The 21,340-nt window shown below is 69.0% G+C and carries 16 protein-coding genes and 1 pseudogene; 6 read left to right on the plus strand and 11 right to left on the minus strand.

Going from position 1 to position 21,340, the window contains the following annotated elements:
* Positions 1-228 precede the first annotated feature (228 nt).
* Both ASF77_RS04745 and ASF77_RS24805 read left to right on the plus strand, forming a co-directional pair.
* Positions 229-1,515 carry a sialidase family protein gene (locus tag ASF77_RS04745; protein ID WP_056335129.1) on the plus strand — a complete coding sequence of 429 codons (1,287 nt, stop codon included), beginning with the start codon at positions 229-231 and terminating at the stop codon, positions 1,513-1,515.
* A 97-nt stretch (positions 1,516-1,612) separates the two neighbouring features.
* A complete protein-coding gene (locus ASF77_RS24805; RefSeq protein ID WP_229445237.1) occupies positions 1,613-1,759 on the plus strand; it encodes a hypothetical protein in 147 nt (48 codons plus the stop codon).
* 116 nt (positions 1,760-1,875) lie between these two features.
* Here the strand turns inward: ASF77_RS24805 and ASF77_RS04750 are convergent, their stop codons facing one another.
* The 9 genes and pseudogenes from ASF77_RS04750 to ASF77_RS04780 all read right to left on the minus strand — a co-directional run bounded on the left by ASF77_RS04750 (position 1,876) and on the right by ASF77_RS04780 (position 15,331).
* On the minus strand, positions 1,876-2,202 hold the full coding sequence (locus ASF77_RS04750; protein ID WP_056335132.1) for a hypothetical protein: 327 nt from the start codon (positions 2,200-2,202) through the stop codon (positions 1,876-1,878).
* Positions 2,199-2,822 (minus strand): alpha/beta fold hydrolase, encoded by a 624-nt coding sequence (locus ASF77_RS04755; RefSeq protein ID WP_056335135.1) that lies wholly within the window; start codon positions 2,820-2,822, stop codon positions 2,199-2,201. Before ASF77_RS04755 ends, ASF77_RS04750 begins: the two co-directional genes overlap by 4 nt.
* A gap of 99 nt (positions 2,823-2,921) precedes the next feature.
* Entirely contained in the window at positions 2,922-5,126 is a 2,205-nt protein-coding gene (locus tag ASF77_RS04760) for an NADP-dependent malic enzyme (RefSeq protein ID WP_056335138.1), read from the minus strand.
* Between the two features lie 191 nt (positions 5,127-5,317).
* Complete coding sequence (locus ASF77_RS04765) at positions 5,318-7,876, minus strand: EAL domain-containing protein (protein WP_307180208.1); 2,559 nt, start codon at positions 7,874-7,876, stop codon at positions 5,318-5,320.
* Between the two features lie 6 nt (positions 7,877-7,882).
* A pseudogene (locus ASF77_RS25100) lies at positions 7,883-8,452 on the minus strand (transporter substrate-binding domain-containing protein); the annotation flags it as partial.
* Between the two features lie 12 nt (positions 8,453-8,464).
* Positions 8,465-8,608 carry a hypothetical protein gene (locus ASF77_RS24030; protein WP_156648726.1) on the minus strand — a complete coding sequence of 48 codons (144 nt, stop codon included), beginning with the start codon at positions 8,606-8,608 and terminating at the stop codon, positions 8,465-8,467.
* Between the two features lie 220 nt (positions 8,609-8,828).
* The gene (locus tag ASF77_RS04770) at positions 8,829-9,419 is read right to left on the minus strand and encodes a cyclopropane-fatty-acyl-phospholipid synthase family protein (protein ID WP_056335144.1); all 591 of its coding nucleotides are present in this window, start codon (positions 9,417-9,419) and stop codon (positions 8,829-8,831) included.
* 32 nt (positions 9,420-9,451) lie between these two features.
* Positions 9,452-10,843, minus strand: coding sequence for an APC family permease (locus ASF77_RS04775; RefSeq protein ID WP_056335146.1), 1,392 nt, complete (start codon positions 10,841-10,843; stop codon positions 9,452-9,454).
* Between the two features lie 150 nt (positions 10,844-10,993).
* A complete protein-coding gene (locus ASF77_RS04780; RefSeq protein WP_056335149.1) occupies positions 10,994-15,331 on the minus strand; it encodes a DEAD/DEAH box helicase in 4,338 nt (1,445 codons plus the stop codon).
* A 139-nt stretch (positions 15,332-15,470) separates the two neighbouring features.
* Here ASF77_RS04780 and ASF77_RS04785 point away from each other — a divergent pair, with 139 nt between their 5' ends.
* Positions 15,471-16,271, plus strand: a complete 801-nt coding sequence (locus ASF77_RS04785; RefSeq protein WP_056335152.1) for a ferritin-like domain-containing protein — start codon at positions 15,471-15,473, stop codon at positions 16,269-16,271.
* Here ASF77_RS04785 and ASF77_RS04790 read toward each other — a convergent pair.
* Complete coding sequence (locus ASF77_RS04790) at positions 16,240-17,460, minus strand: MFS transporter (RefSeq protein ID WP_056335155.1); 1,221 nt, start codon at positions 17,458-17,460, stop codon at positions 16,240-16,242. The two genes, ASF77_RS04785 and ASF77_RS04790, sit on opposite strands and share 32 nt — an antisense overlap.
* Before the next feature lie 106 nt (positions 17,461-17,566).
* Here ASF77_RS04790 and ASF77_RS04795 point away from each other — a divergent pair, with 106 nt between their 5' ends.
* The 3 genes from ASF77_RS04795 to ASF77_RS04805 all read left to right on the plus strand — a co-directional run bounded on the left by ASF77_RS04795 (position 17,567) and on the right by ASF77_RS04805 (position 19,953).
* The gene (locus ASF77_RS04795; protein ID WP_056335158.1) at positions 17,567-18,499 is read left to right on the plus strand and encodes a LysR family transcriptional regulator; all 933 of its coding nucleotides are present in this window, start codon (positions 17,567-17,569) and stop codon (positions 18,497-18,499) included.
* The gene (locus tag ASF77_RS04800; RefSeq protein ID WP_056335162.1) at positions 18,496-19,083 is read left to right on the plus strand and encodes a flavin reductase family protein; all 588 of its coding nucleotides are present in this window, start codon (positions 18,496-18,498) and stop codon (positions 19,081-19,083) included. Before ASF77_RS04795 ends, ASF77_RS04800 begins: the two co-directional genes overlap by 4 nt.
* A 168-nt stretch (positions 19,084-19,251) precedes the next feature.
* The gene (locus tag ASF77_RS04805; RefSeq protein WP_056335165.1) at positions 19,252-19,953 is read left to right on the plus strand and encodes a pirin family protein; all 702 of its coding nucleotides are present in this window, start codon (positions 19,252-19,254) and stop codon (positions 19,951-19,953) included.
* Between the two features lie 162 nt (positions 19,954-20,115).
* On the opposite strand, the gene ASF77_RS04810 is transcribed toward ASF77_RS04805, so the two are convergent.
* Positions 20,116-21,027, minus strand: coding sequence for a LysR substrate-binding domain-containing protein (locus tag ASF77_RS04810; RefSeq protein ID WP_056336410.1), 912 nt, complete (start codon positions 21,025-21,027; stop codon positions 20,116-20,118).
* Positions 21,028-21,340 lie beyond the last annotated feature (313 nt).

Consider the following 21,340-nt stretch of genomic DNA (forward strand, 5'->3'; position numbering starts at 1 on the left):
GAACAGGTATGTACGCAGGCTCGGTTGTACCAGCAAATAGATTGATATGCAACTAAGGGAAAACCGCAATTGCACGCATTGCAACGCTCATCCTTATTCCTGCGGCAACCTGGAAATCCGCCTGCAATCCTGGCGATTCACGCTACTCATCCATATTAGTCCGATGGCGCGCGAAGCGGCGCGCGCACTGGGCGCCGGCGGTGCTAGCCTTGCGGCGAGGAGGCCGCCATGATCCGAATACGCCTGACCGCCTGGTTCGCGCTGGGCGTCGCATTGCCTGCATTACCCGCCGCGCCCGCGCTTGTGTGGGAGGCGCCGCGCGAGATCGCCGCGGGCCGCGGCGAGAAGGGCGCCTGGCGCCAGAACGATTCGCGCTACGACTATGTCGACGACGCCACCGTCGCTCTCGCCCCGGACGGCGAGCAGTACCTGGCCTGGGTGGAGCAGGGAAGCAAGGATGTCTGGCTGCGCACGGCAATGGGAGGGCGCCTAAGTGCGCCCGTGAACGTGTCGCGCAGCCCGGCGACGTTTTCCTGGCTGCCGCGCATCGCCGTCGACCCCGGGCAGCCGCGGCGCATCTGCCTGCTCTGGCAGGAGATCGTTTTTTCCGGCGGGTCGCACGGCGGCGACATCCTGTTCGCGCGCTCGGACGACGGCGGCCGCACCTTCTCGGCCCCGCTCAACCTGTCGCGCTCGCGCGGCGGCGACGGCAAGGGAAGGCTCGATCGCGCCACCTGGTCGAACGGCAGCCTCGATATCGCCATCGGCGCCGGCGGCCTGGTGCTGGCCAGCTGGACGGAATACGAGGGCGCGCTGTGGCTGGCGCGCTCGCTGGACGGCGGCGCCAGCTTCTCCGCGCCGCAGCGACTTGCGGGCGATGGAAAGCGGCCGGCGCGCGGCCCGGCGCTGGCGATCGGGCCGGACGGCGCCGTCCACCTCGCCTGGGCAGTGGGAGAAGACGCGCGCGCCGCCATCCGCGTCGCACGCTCGCAGGACAAGGGCGCCAGCTTCGGCGCGCCGCGCCTGGTGGGCGGCGAGGAGGGCCGCGCCGATGCGCCGCGCCTGGCCTTCGACGGCGCCGGCCGCCTGCACATGGTCTACGCCGAGCACGGTGCGGCAAGCGCGCGGGTGCGCCATGCGCTTGCGGACGACGCTGTCCGCTTCGCGCCCGCGCGCACCCTGGCCGCGCCGCTCGGCGCCGGCGGGGCCGCCTATCCGATGCTGGCGGGCGACGGCGCGAGCGGGCTGGCCATCGTCTGGGAAATCCTCGGACGCGACGGCCGTCCGCGCTCCCTCGGCATCAGCGTCTCGCGCGACGGCGGACGCAGTTTCACCGCACCGTCGGTCGTGCCGGGTAGCGCCGCGCCGCACGGCGGCAGCAACGGTTCCCAGCAAGGCCTGTTGGGCAGCAAGCTGGCGCTCGGCCGCGACGGGCGCATCGCCATCGTCAACCGCAGCCTGGTGCCCGGCCAGGGCAGCCGCATCCGGCTGATACGCGGACATGTGGCGCGCTAGATCGGCGCTGCAACCGGGTTGCGCCGTAGAAGATAAAGCACGCAATGGCGGATCAGGTCGCAATAATTGCTCGTAAGACACGGGCAGCGTAGGATCGGTGGTCGTCACCGCCTTCGGGCGCATCAAGGATCGCTTCGCGGCCGGGTCGAAAGCGGCCGTCGGCGGCGCGCTCCTGGCGGCCATGAACACGGCTTCGGAATACGGCCTGGGGCGGCATGCGCATCGCGCTCGCCGCCATGTCTGATCTCTTCATCCAGGGCACGCAGGACGCGCAAATTCCGCTCGAGGTGCTGCACCGCGTGGTGGCCATGGCCAGCGGCGGCATGGACACGCTGCCGCACAATGGCGCCGTCATCACGCTTACAGGCGCGGGCCCGGGCGCCAGGGGAAGCCGGCGACGGCCTCGAGGCCGCCTTCGGCAAAGCGCGGCCACAGTTCCAGCGCCATCTGCGGCGTCACCCCGGGCAGGTGCGACACCGCATTTTCTTCGTCGCGTTCGAGATAGGCGGAACGGTCTTCGTCGAGGCGCAGCGTCCATAGCGTATCCCTGCGCACCATCCAGGCGCCCGCATGTTCGGGATCCTCCTCCCGATACAGTTCGGCGACGATGTCGGCCAGCTGCTGCTCCGTCGGCGCATCGGCGCTGGCGCCCCAGCGGGACTGGACGTGAATGTTCGTGTCGGTCATGCGATTTCGCTCGGCAGGGACAAATGGCGGTCGATGAGCGGCGCCACGCGCTCGGCCAGCGTGCAGCCGAGACTGTGATCCGCTCCAGGAAACACGTGCAGGGTGGCGCGCGGGAGCAGGCGCGCCAGCGCCTCTCCGGCCTGTACCGGACTAATCGGATCGGCGTCTCCCCACAGCAGCAGCACCGGCATGCGCAGCGTCGGCAGACGCGGGGCAAGGTCGTCGCGGTAGCCCTCGAACCAGTCGGGCAAGCCCGGATGGGCGGCGCGCATCGCCGGACGCCAGTCTTCGGCGTCGAAGGCCCCCATGTCGATCCCGCCCGAGGTGGCCGACAGCACCAGGTGCGTCACCAGATCGGGCCTGCGCAGCGCCGCCAGCATGGCGATGACGCCGCCCATCGATTGCGCGACCAGCGCACCGGGTGTGCGCATGCGGGCCAGGAGCCTGTCCGCCAGGTCGTCGATGCGCGTGACGGCGGGGTCGCGCGGAACGCCGTTGAAGCCCGGCCAATCGACATGAACCTGGCGCGCGGCATGCTGCAGCAGTGCGGCCGCGGGATGCCAGAATTCAGTGCGGCCCAGGGCGCCAGGCAGAAAGAAGACGGTGGACGGTGTTTGCATGGCCGGACTATACAGCAGCGCATGGCCGCCATGAAGCCTTTGTCGAGCCACGCTGAAACCCGAGGGAGGCCGCAACCGATGCCGCCTCCATCACGACGGCTACGCGCGCACGCCCGCCACCGCCAGCGCCGTCATGTTGACGATCCTGCGCACGGTCGCGCTCGGGCTCAGGATGTGCACCGGCTTGGCCGCGCCCAGCAGGATCGGGCCGACCGTCACACCCTTGCCCGTGGAGACCTTGAGTAGATTAAAGGTGATGTTGGCGGCGTCCAGCGAGGGCATCACGAGCAGGTTGGCGCTGCCGGCAAAGGCGCCCGAAGGCTGGTAGACCTGGCGGATCTCTTCGGACAGGGCGGCGTCGCCGTGCACCTCGCCGATCAGCGCCAGATCCGGATCGGAGGACGCGAGCAGGTCGCGTGCTTCGCGCATGCGGCGCGCCGACGGTCGATCCGACGAACCCGCGGTCGAATGCGACAACAGCGCGACCTTCGGCTCGAGGCCGAACTGGCGCAATTCGGTGGCCGCAAGGCGCGTGATCGCCGCCAGCTCCTCGGCGGACGGACTGTCGTTGACATAGGTGTCGGTGATGAACAGGGTCAGCTTGTCGAGCACCAGGGCGTTCATGGCCGCCAGCACGTTCGCGCCTGGCGCCATGCCGATCACGTCCTTCACGTGCACCAGGTGGCTGTCGTAGCTGCCGCGCATGCCGCAGATGAGGGCGTCGACTTCGCTGGCGGCGAGCAGGCGCGTGCCCTGCAGCGTGGTGTCGCCTTCTGCTTCGACCAGGGTGTAGTCGACGCCCGCGCGCAGGCGCAGGCCGTTGGCGGCAATCGCCTGGGCGACTTCGTCGGCGCGGCCGATCAGCACCGGCTGCGCCAGCGCGCTGTCGACCACCGTCTGCACGGCGCGCAGTACGCGCGCGTCGTCCGCTTCGGCATAGGCCACGCGGCGTGGGTTGGCCTTGGCCTGGGCGAAGACGGGCCGCATGAAGAAGCCGGTGTGGTAGATCATCTCGGCCAGGCGCTCGCGGTAGGCCGCCATGTCGGTGATGGGACGTGCGGCGACGCCCGACTGCTCGGCCGCGATGGCGACTGCCGGCGCGATGGCCGCCATCAGGCGCGGATCGAAGGGCTTCGGGATGATGTAGTCGGAACCGAAGCGCAGGTCTTCGCCGGCATAGGCCGCGGCCACGGCGTCGTTCGGCTCGGCCTCGGCCAGTTCCGCGATCGCCGACACGCAGGCCAGCTTCATCTCGTCGGTGATGCGCGTCGCGCCGCAGTCGAGGGCGCCGCGGAAGATGTAGGGGAAGCAAAGTACGTTGTTGACCTGGTTCGGATAATCCGAACGGCCGGTGGCGACGATGCAGTCGGGCCGCGCCGCGCGTGCCACCTCGGGCCGGATCTCCGGTTCCGGATTCGCCAGCGCCAGGATCACCGGGCGCTCCTTCATGGTCTTGACCATCTCCGCGCTGAGCACGCCCGCGGTCGAGCAGCCGAGGAAGACGTCGGCGTCCTGGACGATGTCGGCCAGGGTGCGCGCGCTCGTGGTCTGGGCATAGCGCGCCTTGTTCGCTTCCATGTTGGCCTCGCGGCCCGTGTAGATCACGCCCTTCGAGTCCGCCACGTAGATGTGCTCGCGCTTGACGCCGAGGCTGACCATCATGTCGAGGCAGGCGATGGCCGCCGCGCCGGCGCCGCTGGCGGCCAGCTTGACGCTGCCGATGTCCTTGCCGACCACTTTCAGGGCATTCATCAGCGCGGCGCTGGAGATGATCGCGGTGCCGTGCTGGTCGTCGTGGAAGACGGGGATGTTCATCCGTTCGCGCAGCTGCTTCTCGATGTAGAAGCATTCGGGCGCCTTGATGTCTTCCAGGTTGATGCCGCCGACGGTGGGCTCGAGCATCGCGATGGCGTCGACCAGTTTATCCGGGTCGAGTTCGTCCAGTTCGAGGTCGAACACGTCGACCCCGGCGAATTTCTTGAACAGGCAGCCCTTGCCTTCCATGACGGGCTTCGAGGCCAGCGGCCCGATGTTGCCCAGGCCAAGCACGGCGGTGCCGTTGCTGATCACGGCCACCAGGTTGCCGCGCGAGGTGTACTCGGCCGCCTTGGACGGATCGGCCGCGATCTCTTCGCAGGCATAGGCCACGCCCGGCGAATAGGCCAGCGACAGGTCGCGCCCGTTCGACAGCGGCTTGGTGGCCACCACTTCGATCTTGCCGCGCACGGGGCTGCGGTGGTACTCGAGGGCGTCGGCGCGCAGTTGGCTGTCGCGCGACTCGTCCTGGCTGCTTTCGGTGCTCATGTGGTCTCCTTGTCTGGGCCGGCGCCGTGCGTGCGGATGGAGCGCATCCAATGCGCTCATGCAGCGCGCTTATGCAGTGCGCGTATGCGCCGCGCATGGGGCGGCCCGCTGGTCTTGGGGTTGTCCGCTCATCATACGTGAACGGAAAAAATCCCGCGCCTGGCAGAGGAGACAGTAATGGGGCGCGGCGCTCAGTGCACCATCTCCCGTTCGAGCAAGCGCTCGAAGGCCTCGCGCGGGACGGCCGGCGAGAAATGGTAGCCCTGGATGTAGTCGCAGCCGAGGGCGGCGAGGATGGCGCGCTGGGCGCCGGTCTCGACGCCCTCCGCGATCGTCTCGATGCCGAGGCGGTGCGCCAGGTCGACGATGGCCTCGGTCAGGGCGCGGTCGCTGCCGTCCTCGGTCAGGCGGTCGATGAAGGACTTGTCGATCTTGAGGTAGTCGACGTCGAACTGCTTCAGGTAAGAGAGCGAGGAGAAACCGGTGCCGAAGTCGTCGATGGAGACACGCGCACCGGCCGCGTGCAGGGCGTCGAGACAGCGCGTGACCTGGGCGGCGTCGCTCACCAGTACGCCCTCGGTCAGTTCGATGGTGAGGCTGTTGGGTGGCAGGCCGGCGTTCACCACCCGCGTCAGCCAGGGCAGCTTGGCGTGCTGCTCGAACTGCACCGGCGAGACGTTCACCGACAGCTCGACATCCACACCGTACACGCGCCGCCAGCGCTCGATGCTGGCGATCGCCTCGACCAGCACCCATTCGCCGATCTCGTGGATCAGGCCCGTTTCCTCGGCCAGCGGGATGAAGCGCGCCGGGCTGATCATGCCTAGTTCCGGGTGCTGCCAGCGCAGCAGGGTCTCGGCCTTGCGGATACGGCCCGTGGCCGTCTCGACGATGGGCTGGTAATGCACCTGCAACTGCTTGCGCGCCAGCGCCGCGCGCAGCTCGTTGGTCAGGCTCAGGCGCTCGCGCGCATGCTGCTGGAGCGCGGGCGTGAAGTACTGGAAGCGGCCGCGTCCCGCGCTCTTGGCCAGGTAGACGGCGTGTTCGGCATTGCGCACCAGCTCGGCCGCATCCATGCCGTCGTCGGGGAAGACGCTGATGCCGACGCTGGCAGAGACATACGCAACGGCCTCGCCGCCGAGATCGAGCGGCGCAGCCATGGCGCCGATGACGGCGTCGGCGGTCGTCTCGAGGTGGCGCCGGCCCTCGAACTCGTCGACCACGAGGGCGAACATGTTCCCGCCGAGGCGGGCGATGGTGGCCTCGGGCGAGACGCAGCGCGCCAGGCGCCGGGTCAGCTCCACCAGCGCGGCATCGCCCCTGGCGTGCCCATAGCTGTCGTTGATGTCCTTGAAGCGGTCGAGGTCGAGCAGCAGCACGCCCAAGCCCTGGCCTGCCCCTTGTGCCTTCTTCAGATCCTGGGTCAGGCGGTCGAGGAAGAGGCGGCGGTTGGGCAGGCCGGTGAGGGCGTCGAAATTGGTCTGGCGCCAGATCAGCTCGTCCTTCTCCTTCTGCTCGCTGATGTCGTGGAACTGCAGTACGTGGCGGTGGATGCGCCCGTCCGGATGGCGGATCACGCGGATGTCGACGTACTTGGCATTGATCGCTCCGTTCTCCGCGCGCTCCAGGATCTCGCCTTCCCAGTGGTCTTCCGCCAGCAGGGTCTGCCAGAGGCGCTCGTAGAAGCAGCTGTCGTGCATGTTCGATTCGAACAGCGCCGGCCGGGTGCCCGACACCTCGCGCAGGCTGCGGCCGGTCTGGCGGCTAAAGGCCGGATTGGCGTCGACGATCAGGTTGGCCTCGTCGGTGACGACGATGGCTTCCAGGCTGGTCTGGTAGATCAGGTTCGCCATGCGCATCGACTCCTCGAGGTCGCGCCGCTGGGTCACGTCCTGGACGGTGCCGCGCAGCTTGACCGGGCGGCCGTCCTCCATCACGGCGCCGCAGACCGAACGCACCCACTTGCGCTTGCCCGCGCCGCTGACCATCTCGAGCTCGATCGTGAACGGGCGGCCCTCCCGGGCCGCCGCGTCGAGCGTTTTGCCGATCAGGGCGCGGTTTTCCTCGTTGTAGCAGGCGGTGCAGGTGGCCGGCGTGACCGGCAGGCCGGGCGGGATCTCGTAGATCCGCATCAGCTCGTCCGTCCAGTGGAAGGCGTCGGTGGCCAGGTCGATTTCCCAGGCGCCGATTTGGGCCAGGGTGCTCATTTCCTTGAGCAGCTGATCCTGCTCGCGGATCGTGCGCTCCTGTTGGCGCCGCTCGGTGATGTCGCGCGCCACGCCGAGCACGCCGATCACGGTGCCGTCCGGCCGGGTGACCGGGGTCTTGATGGTTTCGAAGACATGTCCCGCGAAGTGGCCCGTTGGCGCGGTTTCCTCGACCGTCACGGGGCCGCCCCTGGCGACCGCGGCCGCGTCGTCGTGCGCGAACTTGCCCGCCGTCCGCGCGTCGAACAATTCGGTGTCGCGCTTGCCGAGGATGTTCTCGCGCGCCGTCCCGAACACCTCCGCGGTCTGGGCGTTGCAAGCCTGATAGACGCCCCGGCGGTCTTTCAGCCAGATCAGGTCGGGACTGTTTTCCAGCAGGGTGCGCAACTGGGCCTGCTCGCGCTCGAGCTGCGCAGTGCGTCCGCGTACCGCGCGCCGCACCGACGCCAGCCAGGCCGCCAGCAGCAACAACATGGCGAACAGGGCCACCAGCACCTGCACCAGTCGTTCGGCATAGCGGGTGGAGACCAGCGGGCGCCCCATCCACTCGTCGCGCAGCGCCTCGAGTTCGCCCGCGCCGATGGCGGCCATGCCCCGTTCGACCTGCGCCAGAGTGGCCGTATCGCCCTTGCGCACGGCGCGCCGCAACCGGTCGCGCGTGACCTCGAACGCCCTGACATAGGTGCGGTGCATGCCTTCGCGGTAGAGGCGGTAGTCGGCCGAGTACTCGTCCAGGCACAGCAGCTTGAGTTCCTGACGCGTGGCCGCGGCGATGAGCGCCTCGTAGGTGGGGAACACGCGCATGGTGCGGATGCCGGCGCGCGCGAGCTGCTCGGCGCAGGCGTCGCCTTCCTGCACGCCGACCTCGAAGCCCTGCAGGCTGCGCAGGTCGTGGATGCCGCCGATCGAGGCGTTCGCATATACGCCGGTGGAGACGGTCGCGTACGAGGGCGAAAAATCGAAGCGTGCGGCGCGCGCCGGCGTCTGGAAGATGGGATCGATGACGTCAGCCTGGCCCGCATCCAGCATCGGCAGCACCTGCGCCCAGTTGGCGGGAATCAGTTGTACCGGCAAACCGGTCTTTTGCTGCCACAGGCGCCAGAGGTCGACCGTATAGCCGTCGAGCTTGCCCTAGGCATCGAGGAAGGAATAGGGCGGGTAGTTGCGATCCATGACCACGCGCAGCGGCACCGCCGGCGCGACGTACGCGGGCAGCGCGAGACAAACGATCGACAGCGAGGCGATCGGCAGCGAGCGGACAAGCGTCCTGGACATGGCGTCTCCCGGAGGGCCGGCCTGGCAGCCGCGCCGATCCAGGCCCGGCCGGCACACCGGCCAGTCCGGAAAACGATACCACGAAGGACGATCCGGTGACGCAGCGGTAGGCTCAGCAACTGAGTCAGCAACTGAGTCAGCAACTGAGTCAGCAGGTGAGCCAGCCGCCGACGGCGCGCGCCAGGTATTACCGGACAATCCCGGCCGGCCTGGCCGCCGCTCAGGCCTTGGCCGCCTTCTTGTGCGCCTGCTTGATCGTCCAGTAATAAATCGTGCGGCCTTCGACGCTCTCGGTTTTCTCCGGCGGCCATTCCGGGCCCATGTCGAAGGCGTGCGACACGACGCGCGAGCCGACCTTCAGCTGCTTCCAGAGCTGCGGTCGCAGCCGGGTGTTCACGTTCGGCAACAGGTAGAGGGTGACGACCGAGGCGGCCGAGACGTCGGTCTCGAACAGATCGGCCACCTTGAAGCTGACCTTGTCGGCCACGCCCGCCTGCTGCGCGTTCTTGCGCGCCTCCCCGATGCGTTCGGAATCGAGGTCGATGCCGGTGCCGCGGGCGCCATGGGATTTCGCTGCCGTCACCACGATGCGGCCGTCGCCGCAGCCCAGATCGAACAGCACGTCGTTCTTGCCCACCTTCGCCATCTGCAGCATGCGCTCGACCACTTCCTGGGGCGTGGGCACGTAGGGCACGTCCAGCGAGGGCGTGGTGACGGTGGTCTGGGCCAGCAGGGGCGCCGCGGGCAGCAGCAGGCCGGCGGCGCCGGCGCCGAGGCGGGTCAGGGTCTGGCGGCGTGGTAGCGAAGTCATCGACGATCTCCTTGTTGAGGTGATGGGACGCATCAGGTGTCGGGGTCGGGCCGCGCGCGCATCCAGGGCAGGAGCAGCAAGCCGACCGCAAGCACGGCAACCCCGATCCAGGCGGCGTTCAGCCCGCCGAGCGTCTGGCTGGTGACATAGGACAGGCTCGAATACAGCATCCAGGCGCAGGTGGCGCAGAACAGCAGCGGCAGCAGCGGGAACAGGGGCACCTTGTAGGGCCGCGCCAGGCCGGGCTCGCGCCGGCGCAGCACGAACAGGGACAGGCCGGCAAGCAGGAAGAACAGCCAGAACACGGGCGCGGTGAATTCGACCATGGCCTTGAAGCCGCTGCCGAAGGCGGTGCCGAGGGCGACCAGAAGCAGGGCCGCCACGCCCTGCACCAGCATGGCGGCGGCCGGGGTGCCGCGCTCGAAGTTCCAGTGGCCGAGCCGGCGCAGGCGCTGCCAGTCGCAGCCCATGGCATAGCCCGAGCGCGCGCCGACGATCATGGTCGCGTTGATTGAGGTGAGCGCGGAGATCGCCACCAGCAGCGACATCGCCTTTTCGCCGCCGCTGCCGAGCGTTTTGCGCATGACGTCGGCGGCCAGGGTTTCGGAGGCGGCCATGCCGCTCATGCCCAGGGTCTTCCAGCAGGCCCAGGTGACGAGCAGGTAGAGCGTGGTGATGATCAGGATCGAGAGGGTGAGGGCGCGCACCATGTTGCGCGGGCCGTCGCGTACCTCGGCGCTGATATAGGCCGCCTCGTTCCAGCCGCCGTAGGTGAGCAGCACGAAGACCATGGCCATGCCGAAGGAGACCGAGCTGTCGATCGCCGGGGCGGCTTGCGCCGGGCCGGGGCCGGTGAAGAGCAGGGCGGCGCCCGCGATGAGCAGCAGTCCGGCGATCTCGGCCAGGGTCAGCCAGCTCTGCGCGGCCGCCCCGCTGCGCAGGCCGCACAGGTTGACCAGGGAGAGCAGGGCGATGATGGCGGCGGCATACGCGGCCGGGCCCCAGCCGGCGGGCAGGCCGGGCAGGGGCCAGGCCTGCTGCATGTAGTCGCCGAAGACGAAGGCGAGCAGGGCGATGGAGCCGGTGGTGATGACGGAAAAGCGCGCCCAGCCGAAGAGGAAGGCGACCGTGCGGCCGTAGGCGCGGCGCAGGAAGTGGTAGTCGCCGCCCGGGTGGGCGCAGGAGGTGGCGAGCTCGGCGTAGCACAGGGCGCCGGCCAGCGACACCAGGCCGCCCAGCAGCCACATGCCGAACATGCCCTCGGCGCTGCCCGACAGGCCGGCGACGATCGCCGGCGCCTTGAAGATGCCGGCCCCGATGACCACGCCGACGATCAGGGCAACCGCCTCGCGCAGGCCGAGCACGGGCCGCGGACCGGCGGCCGTGTTTGCTGCGGCAATACCCTCTGAGGCGTTCCGGTCCATGGCGTGAGACCCTGGTTCGACTGCGGCTTGATCACATCGGCGCCGGCTTGCTCGCTTGCGCCGACCTGGAAATACTTGACGTCCAGGTTCGACGCTGCCGAGCCGGTTTTGGTTCCCGCGCCGCCTTGACCGACGACAGATGACACTCTTTCAATAGTGACGCCACACCAGCCGCGCATGCAGCAGCTCGCGTTCCTTGCCCGGATCGACGAGGTAGTGGATCTTGCCGGCGACGACCGTCGCCACCGGCACCCCGTCGCGAAACAGGATGCGGTTCGCGCCCAGAGCCGGCACCTTGTCGCCGGGCAGCAAGATGCCGCACAGGTTGAGCGGATCGACGCCGGAGATCACGACCAGCGAACCGTCGAGCGGACGGCGGCGCACCTCGCGCAGCAGCGGCACCGCGTCCGGCAGCGCGAACTGCTCGCCCGAGAAGCCGGCCACAAAACGCCCGCCACGGATCTCGCCGCGCGCCTCCAGCCGGTGATAGACCGGCAGCAGCTCGCGCCAGGACGGCATCCAGGCCGCCTCGCGTTCCAGCAGGCGCCAGAACATGACGCCGTAGCGGCGCAGGAGCGTCATGGCGACATAGTCGAGCGTCTCCGGGTCGAGCTTGCGCCGGCGCGGCGGCGTGCCTGTCTCGTCGGGCGCGGCGCGCCGCACCAGCGCCCAGCGGCCGGCTTCCTCCATGGTCGGGCCGGCGCCGCGGCGCTTCTTGCGGTCGTTGCTGGCGCGCTTGGCGGCCGGCAGCAACATGGCGCGCAGGCCGGCGAAGCTGTCGGCGTTCACCATGCCGGTGGCCACCAGTTCGCCCAGCGCCGCCTCCAGCTCGACCGGCATCATGCGTGTATCGAACTGCAGCTCGTCGAAGAACATGGCGCCGTCGCGGCGTAGGGACTCCAATACCTTGGCCGCACGGGGAGAAGTGTCCGGCGGCCCGGAAGGTTGCGGCAGCGCGTGCCAGAGCGCCGAGTGACGCCGCGGCAGCAGCACGATGGGCGTGCCGCGCACCGGGCCGCCGGCGGCCGTGCGCGGCGCGTCGATGCGCGTCCAGACGATCTTGCCGGCGCGGCAGAGATCGTCGAGCCAGAGCATCGAGTAGTCGCGCAGGCGCAGGCCCAGCACGTCCGCTTCCCAGGCGCCGGCGGCGGCTTCGTAGCCCTCCAGCAGGTTCAGGAGCAGGGGCAGGGTGTCCTGGCCCTGCCATTGCGTGTCCTCGGTCAGGTGCTGCCAGTCGAACAGGAAGCGCATGAAGTCGCGCAGTTCGACCGGCTCGATCTCGCGGCGCAGGCGGCGGATCGTGTAGCGGTGGATGCGGGCCAGCAGGTGGCGTTCGCACCATTCTTCTTCCTCGGCGCCCGGCGTGAAGCGCCCGCGCAGCACATAGCCCTGCGACTCGAGCGCGCCCAGCGCAATCGCCGCGGTGCTCTGCGCCAGGGCCAGCGGCGCCGCGATGGCGACCAGGGTCTGCGGCCCGAAGCCGGACAGGCGCGCACGCACCAGTTCGAGTAGGGCGTCGTCGCGCGTCCAGGGGGCGCCGTCGTTGCCGCGGTGGCTGTCGGGGATGGTCAGCACCGGCGAGGTCTCGGCGTCCGGGTAGGCGGCCAGCACGCCGTCGAGCCGTTCCAGCGCGGCCCATGCCTGCAAGCCCTCGCTGCGCACGCGTGTGGCGCGCCCGGCCTCGGCCAGCTCCTCCAGCCATTGCGGCCAGCCCTCGCGTGCGCGCGCCTCCTCCTGCGTGACCAGGGCCAGCGCGACCAGCGCTTCCTGCACTTCGTCGGCATTCCTCGCCGCGGGCCAGGCTTCCTCGGCCACGCCCGCGATGGCGTCGAGGTCGAGCGCGCCCATGTCGTCGGTGCTGGCCGGGTCGCTCCAGCGCCGGTTGATCACGGCTTGCGTGCGCCGCTCTTCCAGCGGCGCGTCGTCGAGGAAGGCGTAGGGACGGGCGTTGAGGATCTCGGCCGCGAGCGGCGAGGGCGCCGGCAGGTCGCGCGCCAGCAAGCGGACCGCGCCAGACTCGATCCGGCGCAGCAGCGCCAGCCAGCCCTCGCTGTCCATGGCCTCGTGCAGGCAGTCGTCCAGGGTCTGCGCAACGAGCGGATGGTCGGGCAGCTCGCGGTCGCCGGCGATGTTTTCCAGGCAGGCCGCGCCGTCGGGGAAGATCGAGGCCAACAAATCGTCGCTCTTCATGCGCTGGAGCTGGGGCGCGACTTTTCTGCCGCCGGCAAAGCGCGGCAGGGCCAGCGCCGTGGTCGCGTTCCAGCGCCAGCGCACGTTGAACAGCGGTGCATCCAGCAAGGCCTGCACCAGGATCGGCTCGGCGGTGGCCGCTTTCAGATAGCGCCAGACCTCTTCCAGCGGGAAGCTGTGGCTGGTCGAGAGCGAGAGGATGATCGCATCCTCGGTGGCGGCGGCCTGCAGCTCGAAATTGAAGCTGCGGCAGAAGCGCTTCCTCAGCGCCAGGCCCCAGGCGCGGTTGATGCGGCTGCCGAAGGGACTGTGCAGCACCAGCTGCATGCCGCCGGATTCGTCGAAGAAGCGCTCCATCACCAGCGTGTCGTGGGTCGGCAGGGCGCCCAGGGCCGCACGCGAACGGGCGAGATAGTCGACGATCTGGCGCGCCGCGTCTTCGTTCAGACCGAGGTGTTCCAGCAGCCAGTCGACGGCCAGGTCGAGGGCTGCTTCGCCGCTGCTTCTCGCCAGCTGGGCTTCGATCTCGGCGCGCAGGCGGGCCACGCCCATCGACAGTTCGTCGCTGCGGCCGGGCGCTTCGCCATGCCAGAAGGGGATGTTCGGTACCGCGCCGCCGGCATCCTCGACGCGCACCTTCCCGCTCTCGACCTGTATGATGCGGTAGGAGGCGTTCCCGAGCTGGAAGACGTCGCCCGCCAGGCTCTCGACCGCGAAGTCCTCGTTGACGGTGCCGATCGAATGGCCCGCCGGTTCGAGCAGCACCGTGTAGTCCGCGTTTTCCGGAATCGTGCCGCCCGAGGTGACGGCCGCCAGCTGGCCGCCGCGCCGGCCGCGCAGCGAGCGGGTGGCGGCGTCGCGGTGCAGGTAGGCGCCGCGCACGCCGTTGCGGGTGGCGTAGCCTTCGGCCAGCATGCGCAGCAGGGCGTCGTAGCTGCGCCGGTCCAGTTCCGCATAGGGCGCGGCGCCGCGCACCAGCTCGAACAGCGCGTCCTCGCTCCATTCCTGGCTCGCCACCTCGGCCACGATCTGCTGGGCCAGCACGTCGAGCGGTGCGCGCGGAATGCGCAGCAGGTCGAGTTCGCCGCGCCGCACGCAGTCGAGCAGGGCGGTGCATTCGACCAGGTCGTCGCGCGAGGTCGGGAACAGCCGGCCCTTGGGCGTACCGCCGACCTGGTGGCCCGAGCGCCCGACCCGCTGTAAAAACGCCGCGATATTGCGCGGCGAGCCGACCTGGCAGACCAGGTCGACGTCGCCGATGTCGATGCCCAGCTCCAGCGAGGCGGTGGCCACCAGCACGCGCAGATCGCCCCGTTTCAGCCGTTGTTCGGCCTCGAGCCGGAATTCCTTGGCCAAGCTGCCGTGGTGCGCGGCCACGTGTTCGCTGCCGAGCCGATCCCCCAGGTGGCGCGCCACGCGCTCGGCCATGCGGCGCGTGTTCACGAAGATCAGCGTCGTGCGGTGCAGGACGACCAGCTCCATCATGCGGTCGTAGACGCGCTCCCAGACTTCGTTCGGCAGCACCGCTTCGAGCGGCACCGGCGGCAGCTCCAGGCCAAGGTCGCGCGCGCGCACGTGGCCGACGTCGACCACGGCGCACGCATCCTTGCCTTTCTTGCCGGCGCGCCCGACCAGGAAATCCGCCACCAGCGACAGCGGCCGCTGGGTCGCCGATAGGCCGACCCGCACCGTGCGCCGCCCGCACAGGGCGTCGAGGCGCTCCAGGCTGAGCGCCAGGTGGCTGCCGCGCTTGCTGCCGGCGACGGCGTGGATCTCGTCGACAATCACCGTGCGCACGGTGGAGAGCATGGCGCGACCGCTTTTCGAACCGAGCAGCACATACAGCGACTCCGGCGTGGAGACCAGGATGTGCGGCGCGCGCTTCCGCATCGCCACGCGCTCGGCGGTGGTGGTGTCGCCGGTGCGCACGGCCGTGCGGATGCCGTGCGGCGGCAGGCCCATGGCATCCAACTGGCGGCCGATGCCGGCCAAAGGGCCTTGCAGGTTGACGCGGATGTCGTTCGACAGCGCCTTCAGTGGCGACACGTACAGCACCTGGGTCGCATCCGGCAGCGGGCCGTCGGCGCTCTCGCGCACCAGCTCGTCGATCGCCGCGAGGAAGGCGGTCAGGGTCTTGCCCGAGCCGGTCGGCGCGGCCACCAGGGTCGGGCGGCCGGCCTGGATCAGCGGCCAGGCGCGCAGCTGTGCCTCGGTCGCGGAGGGGAAGCTGGCGGCGAACCAGCCCGCCACGGCGGGGTGGAAGTCGTGGTGGAGGTCGAAGGGCGCGCGGTCGTTCATGCTGTGCAGTTGGGGGCGGAGGGCGGTTTGGCAAGCTTACCCCATGCCGCTCAAGCTGGACGCGGGACGGGGAACCCGTCCCCCCTAGGGCATACGCCGCATTTGCTACACTGCCGCTTTTATCTGCTCGAGACTGACCATGCTTGACGCGCTCGAATTGCGGGCCGGGGCGCTTGCCTGCCTGCTGGAGACCGACCCGTACACGAAAGCCGCAGGCGTGGCCGCGCTGGCCCAGGCCTTCGCGGCCGGCGCACTGGCGCTCGACAGTGCCGCGGTGCTGCGCGATACGGGCGGTATCCCCGGCCGTCCGGTGCGCCCGCAACTCGTCCCGCCGCGCCTGGTCGGGCGCCGCTCGATGGCCACCGTCGAAGGCCGTGCCATGCTGGTGCACGCCCTGGCCCACATCGAATTCAACGCCGTCAACCTGGCCCTGGATGCGCTCTGGCGTTTTCCCGGCATGCCCGACGCCTACTACACCGACTGGCTGCAGGTGTCGCGGGAAGAGGCCTATCACTTCACGCTGCTGGCCGATCATCTGGCGACGCTGGGCCACGCCTACGGCGACTTCACCGCCCACGACAGCTTGTGGGAGATGGTCGAGAGTACGAAAGGCGACGTGCTGGCGCGCATGGCGTTGGTGCCGCGCACGCTGGAAGCGCGCGGGCTGGATGCGATCCCGCCGCTGCGCGCGAAGATCGCCCAGGCCGGCGACCTGGCCGCCGCGGCCATCCTCGACATCATCCTGCGCGACGAGGTCGGCCACGTCGAGATCGGCAACCGCTGGTACGGCTTCCTGTGCGAAGCCCGCGGCCTGCCGCTGCGCGCCACCTACGACGAACTGGTGGTGAAGTACCGGGCCCCGGTTCTCAAGGGCCCGTTCAATCTCGAGGCACGCCGCCGCGCAGGTTTCAGCGAAGAGGAGCTTGCGCGCTTCGCGTGAGGCGTTGCCCCATCCATTCGCCCGTCCACCAGGCCAGCGCGGCGGCCGGGAATGCCATGCCCGTGAGCAGCGCTGCATCCCAGCCGTGGCGCGCGAACATCCAGGCGCCGAGCGCCGACCCGACCGCGCCGCCGGTGAAGAACAGAGCGAAAAAGATGCCGTTCAGCCGGCTGCGCACTTCGGCGCCGAGCGCGAAGATGGCACGCTGGCCCAGCACCAGGTTGGCGGCCACGCCCATGTCGAGAACGATCGAGGCGAGCGCCAGGAGGCCGAGCGCGATCGTGCGCGCATCCGGTGCGAACAGCGGCAGGGCGAAGCCGCCCACGCCCAGCAGCAGTGCCGCGGCTGTGGCGTAGAGCGTATGGCCGCGGTCGGCGAGGCGCCCGGCGATCGGCGAGGCGACCGCGCCGCTGATGCCGACCAGGGCGAAGACCGCGATCCCGGTCTGCGACAGGCCGAAGGCGGGGCCGGCCAGCACGAGCGGCGTCACCGTCCAGAACAGGCTGAAGGCGGCGAACATGCCGGCGTGATAGGCGGCGCGGCGGCGCAGCACGGGCGTCGTCGCCAGCAGCGTCCACATCGAGCCGATCAGGCGCGGATAAGGCAGGGACGTGCCTGGACGACGCTGCGGCAGGCGGGCGCGCAGCAGCACGGCCAGCGCGGCGACGGCCAGCGCGGCGCCGCCATAGACGGCATGCCAGCCCAGGTGATCCGCCACGAGGCTGGCGGCCGGACGCGCCAGCATGATCCCCAGCAGCAGGCCGCTTACCACCTTGCCAACGGTCTGGCCGCGCGTCGCTTCGGCCGACAGATGGGCCGCGAAAGGCACCAGCACCTGGGCGGCTACCGATCCCAGACCGATGCCCAGCGAGGCTGCCAGGAACAGCCATGCGCTGCCGCTGAACGCCGCCGCGCCGAGTAGGGCGCTGGTGGCCAGCAGCAGGCCGACGACGAGCTTGCGGTTTTCCAACAGATCGCCGAGCGGCACGATGAAGAGCAAGCCGAGCGCATAGCCGACCTGGGTCAGGGTGACGATCAGGCCGGCGGCGTCCGGCGACAGGCCCGTGGCCTGGCTAATCGGGCCGACCAGCGTTTGCGCGTAGTACAGGTTGGCGACGATCAGGCCGGCGGCGACGGCAAGCAGCCGGGTCATGCCGGGGGAAATGTCAGGTGCGGAAGTGGGGTGCATGGCGGCTCCTTGTTGGGTATCGCGCTATTCTCCGGCCGCCGATTGTAAAGATAAATACGTTTCCGCTTGCTATACAATTCAGATTTTGTGAACAATCGGAGGCGTCATGGATCGGTTCAAGGCCATGCAGATCTTTGTCCGGATCGTCGAGGCAGACAGTTTCACGCGCGCCGCCGAGACGCTCGGCCTGCAGCGCGCTTCGTTGACGGCGACCATGCAGAACCTCGAAGCCTATCTCGGAACCCAGCTCCTGCAGCGCACCACCCGTTCGATCTCGCTGACCAGCGACGGCGCCGAGTTCTATGCGCGCTGCGTGGAAATCCTGGCCGCGGTCGACGCGGCCGAGGGGCCGTTTCGCGGCGGCGGCGATGCGACGCAGGGGCGCTTGCGGATCGAGCTGCCCGGTGCCCTCGGGCGGCGCGTGGTGGTGCCGCGCCTCGCCGATTTCCACGCGCGCCATCCCGGCGTCGAACTGGTCGTCGGCCTTTCCGACCGGCTCGCCGACCTGACGCGCGACGGCATCGATTGCGCGCTGCGGGTAGGGGAGCTCGAGGATTCGTCGCTGATCGCGCGGCCCATCGGCAGCATGCGCTTCGTGACCTGCGCAGCGCCCGGCTACCTTGCCCGCCATGGCACGCCGCAGCATATCGACGATCTCTCCCGGCACCTCGGCATCGTCCATTTCTCCGGGCGCAGCGGCCGGCCCTTCGACTGGGACTTCATGGTGGACGGTCGCGCCGAGCGCCGCCGCGTGCCCGGCACGATCGCCGTCAACGACGCGGACGCGTATGTGTCCTGCGGCCTGCAGGGACTGGGACTGATCCAGGCCGCGACCTACATGGTGGACGAGCACCTGGCGCGCGGCACGCTGGTGCAGGTGCTGGCAGACTGGCCGAGCGTGCCGATGCCGGTGTCGCTGGTCTATCCGAAAGGGCGCCTGGCCGCGCCCCGCCTGCGTGTGTTCGCGCAGTGGATCGAAGCGCTGTTCGCGCAGCAAGCCTTTTTGTGCCGGCCCAGCACGCCGATGGAGAACCGATGACCGACCATATCCGCCCCGTTCCGCTCGACAAAGCCTACCGCTTGCTCAATCACGGCCCGACCGTGCTGGTATCGAGCCACTTCGACGGCGTCGACAACGTCATGGCCGCGGCCTGGGCCTGCGCACTCGATTTCGCGCCGCCGAAACTGACGGTGGTGCTGGATAAGGCAACCAGGACGCGCGAGCTGGTCGAAGCGAGCGGGCGCTTCGTGGTGCAGGTGCCGACCGCGGCGCTGCTGAATCTGACGAACGAAGTCGGCAAGCGCAGCCTGGCGCATCATCCGGACAAATTGCAGCAGGCCGGGATCGGGTTGCTGCGCCTGTCCGGCGGCACGCTGCCTTTCGTGGATGGCTGCTCCGCCTGGCTCGAATGCGCATTGGTGCCCGAGCCGCATAACCAGCAAACCTATGACCTCTTCATCGGCGAGGTGGTCGCCGCCTGGGCCGACGACCGGGTGTTCCGCGACGGGCACTGGCAGTTCGACAGCGCGGGGCCGGAATGGCGCAGCATCCACCATGTGGCGGGCGGCCATTTCTATGCGATCGGCGAGGCGATGCATGCCCGCGAGCGCGCCGACGAATAAGGCATTCGAAAATTTCGACGATAGGACTGCAAACTACTCGCTTTTTGTTCGCCCGGCCGGCGCGCATAATTCAACACATGCACAACACGGCAGCGCCGCAGAGGGAAGAACCCGGAGCGGCGCCGAAGTTCGAATCGTTCGAACGGCCGATAACAAAAGGAGCGCATCATGTTGAAAGTACGTAAAAGCGAAGACCGCGGCGTCGCCAACTTCGGCTGGCTCGATTCGAAGCACACCTTCTCCTTCGGCCACTACCAGGATCCGGCCCACATGGGCGTGGGCCCGCTGCGCGTGATCAACGAGGATCGCGTCTCCGCCGGCCGCGGCTTCGATGCGCACGGCCACCGCGACATGGAAATCATCTCGTATGTGCTCGACGGCGCGCTGGAACACAAGGACAGCATGGGCAACGGCTCGGTGCTGCGCTACGGCGACGTCCAGCGCATGAGCGCCGGCCAGGGCGTGGTGCACAGCGAGTTCAATCATTCGAAGACCGAGCCGGTGCACTTCCTGCAGATCTGGATCCAGCCGAACGAGATCGGCAAGCCGGGCGGCTACGAGGAGAAGCATTTCGACACGGCCTCGAAGACCGGACGCCTGCGCCTTGTGGCGTCGCCCGACGGGCGCGAAGGCTCGGTGTCGATGCGCCAGGATGCGTCGCTCTACGCGGCCATCCTGAACGGCGGCGACGACCTGGCCTTTCCGCTGCAGGCGGGGCGCATCGCCTACGTGCATGTGGCGCGCGGATCCCTGAACGTGAACGGCGTGGCCCTCAGGGCGGGCGACGCGGTGCGCGTCGACGACGAGGCGAGCGTGCAGTTGAGTGACGCTGACAATGCGGAAGTGCTGCTGTTCGATTTGCCGCAGTAAGCGGTTAGCCGGCTTGCAGGCGGTGTAAAGGCGTGGAGTCGCGACTCCACCCTACGGTGTACCACCGCCGCGGGCAGGATCGGAAGCCCGGATCAGCCGCGTAACCTAGGGTGGAGTCCCCGACTCCACGCGGTACGCAGGCCGCATATCGAAACGCCCGCCTCAGCGCGGCTCGAGCAAGCGCCCCACGCTGGCCGAGCCGCGCAGCCGTTGCCGCCACCAGCGCAGCGCGGCCCCGTCTTCCCCCGTGCGCCAGGCCAGGTACAAGGTCTCGTCCGGCTTCGGCTCTTCCACTTCCTTCACGATCAGGCGCCCGGCCGCGATGTCCGCGCCGACCCAGGCCGCGGGCAGAAAGCCGAAGCCCAGCCCCGCGCGCTGGAAGTCGTACTTGGTCTGCATGTCCGGCGCCGAGATCGTGTCCTGGCCGAACAGCAGGCCGACCGTGCGCGCCTGCAGCTGGCGCGCCGAATCGGCCACCGACACCGCGCGGTGCGCGCCGAGATCGCTTTTCGAGAGCGGATGCGCCACCTGCGCCAGCGGGTGCTTCGGCGCCACTACGAACACGAAGGAGACCGTTCCGATCGGCTCGGCCGTGTAGCCGCCGCCCGACGGGCCGCTGCCGGCCGCGCCCACCAGCAAGTCCGCACGCCGTTCCAGCAGCGCGTCCCAGGTGCCCGACAATTCCTCCTTGCGCAGGCGCAGCCGGGTCTGGTCGGCCGCCTCGTAGAACGCGGTGATGTCGTCCATCAGGGCGCAGGGCGAGCACATCGAGTCGATGGCGATGGTGAATTCGGTCTCCCAACCCGAGGCGACGCGCCGCACCCGGCGCTCCAGGTCGCCCGCCGCCTTGAGCAGGTAGCGTCCTTCCTTCAGCAGCTCGGCGCCGGCCGCCGTCAGTTCGACGCGCGGGCCGAAGCGCTCGAACAGCTGCACGCCCAGGTCTTCCTCGAGCTTGGAGACCGTATACGAAATCGTCGAGGGCACCCGGAACAGTTCCTTGGCGGCGGCGGCAAACGAGCCGCGGCGGGCGATGGTGTCGACGGTGAGCAGGGCGTCGAGGCTGAGTTTGAGCATGCGGGCGCTGAAGGAGGCTGGAACGATGCCCGCATGATAACCCACCGTCCGGACAGCTCAGCAATTGATGGCAATCAATTTCCCAGCCTCTCGAGCGAACAAATTTTTGAGCTATAACAAACCAACAACATCCTTCGTAAGTCCCGTGTAAGAAATCCGTAAGGAAACAGGCACATCCTGCGCATTGATGTGCCGGTATTGACCGGAAAAAGCGTGTGACACTGCCAGACAATTTCACACGCGCGAAGTTCGCTCGAAGCCGGAACGTGCATGTATCGATTCAGTCCGTTTATAAAAACCAGACAGGAGACAT

This window comes from Massilia sp. Leaf139, assembly GCF_001424165.1.
Lineage (GTDB): Bacteria > Pseudomonadota > Gammaproteobacteria > Burkholderiales > Burkholderiaceae_D > Telluria.

What these genes read in the sequence shown, in the direction of transcription:
- ASF77_RS04745 (WP_056335129.1), top strand. Translation starts at nt 229, where the DNA reads ATGATCCGAATACGCCTGACCGCCTGGTTCGCGCTGGGCGTCGCATTG.
- ASF77_RS04750 (WP_056335132.1), bottom strand. Translation starts at nt 2,202, where the DNA reads ATGACCGACACGAACATTCACGTCCAGTCCCGCTGGGGCGCCAGCGCC.
- ASF77_RS04755 (WP_056335135.1), bottom strand. Translation starts at nt 2,822, where the DNA reads ATGCAAACACCGTCCACCGTCTTCTTTCTGCCTGGCGCCCTGGGCCGC.
- ASF77_RS04760 (WP_056335138.1), bottom strand. Translation starts at nt 5,126, where the DNA reads ATGAGCACCGAAAGCAGCCAGGACGAGTCGCGCGACAGCCAACTGCGC.
- ASF77_RS04765 (WP_307180208.1), bottom strand. Translation starts at nt 7,876, where the DNA reads ATGGGGCGCCCGCTGGTCTCCACCCGCTATGCCGAACGACTGGTGCAG.
- ASF77_RS24030 (WP_156648726.1), bottom strand. Translation starts at nt 8,608, where the DNA reads ATGTCCAGGACGCTTGTCCGCTCGCTGCCGATCGCCTCGCTGTCGATC.
- ASF77_RS04770 (WP_056335144.1), bottom strand. Translation starts at nt 9,419, where the DNA reads ATGACTTCGCTACCACGCCGCCAGACCCTGACCCGCCTCGGCGCCGGC.
- ASF77_RS04775 (WP_056335146.1), bottom strand. Translation starts at nt 10,843, where the DNA reads ATGGACCGGAACGCCTCAGAGGGTATTGCCGCAGCAAACACGGCCGCC.
- ASF77_RS04780 (WP_056335149.1), bottom strand. Translation starts at nt 15,331, where the DNA reads ATGAACGACCGCGCGCCCTTCGACCTCCACCACGACTTCCACCCCGCC.
- ASF77_RS04785 (WP_056335152.1), top strand. Translation starts at nt 15,471, where the DNA reads ATGCTTGACGCGCTCGAATTGCGGGCCGGGGCGCTTGCCTGCCTGCTG.
- ASF77_RS04790 (WP_056335155.1), bottom strand. Translation starts at nt 17,460, where the DNA reads ATGCACCCCACTTCCGCACCTGACATTTCCCCCGGCATGACCCGGCTG.
- ASF77_RS04795 (WP_056335158.1), top strand. Translation starts at nt 17,567, where the DNA reads ATGGATCGGTTCAAGGCCATGCAGATCTTTGTCCGGATCGTCGAGGCA.
- ASF77_RS04800 (WP_056335162.1), top strand. Translation starts at nt 18,496, where the DNA reads ATGACCGACCATATCCGCCCCGTTCCGCTCGACAAAGCCTACCGCTTG.
- ASF77_RS04805 (WP_056335165.1), top strand. Translation starts at nt 19,252, where the DNA reads ATGTTGAAAGTACGTAAAAGCGAAGACCGCGGCGTCGCCAACTTCGGC.
- ASF77_RS04810 (WP_056336410.1), bottom strand. Translation starts at nt 21,027, where the DNA reads ATGCTCAAACTCAGCCTCGACGCCCTGCTCACCGTCGACACCATCGCC.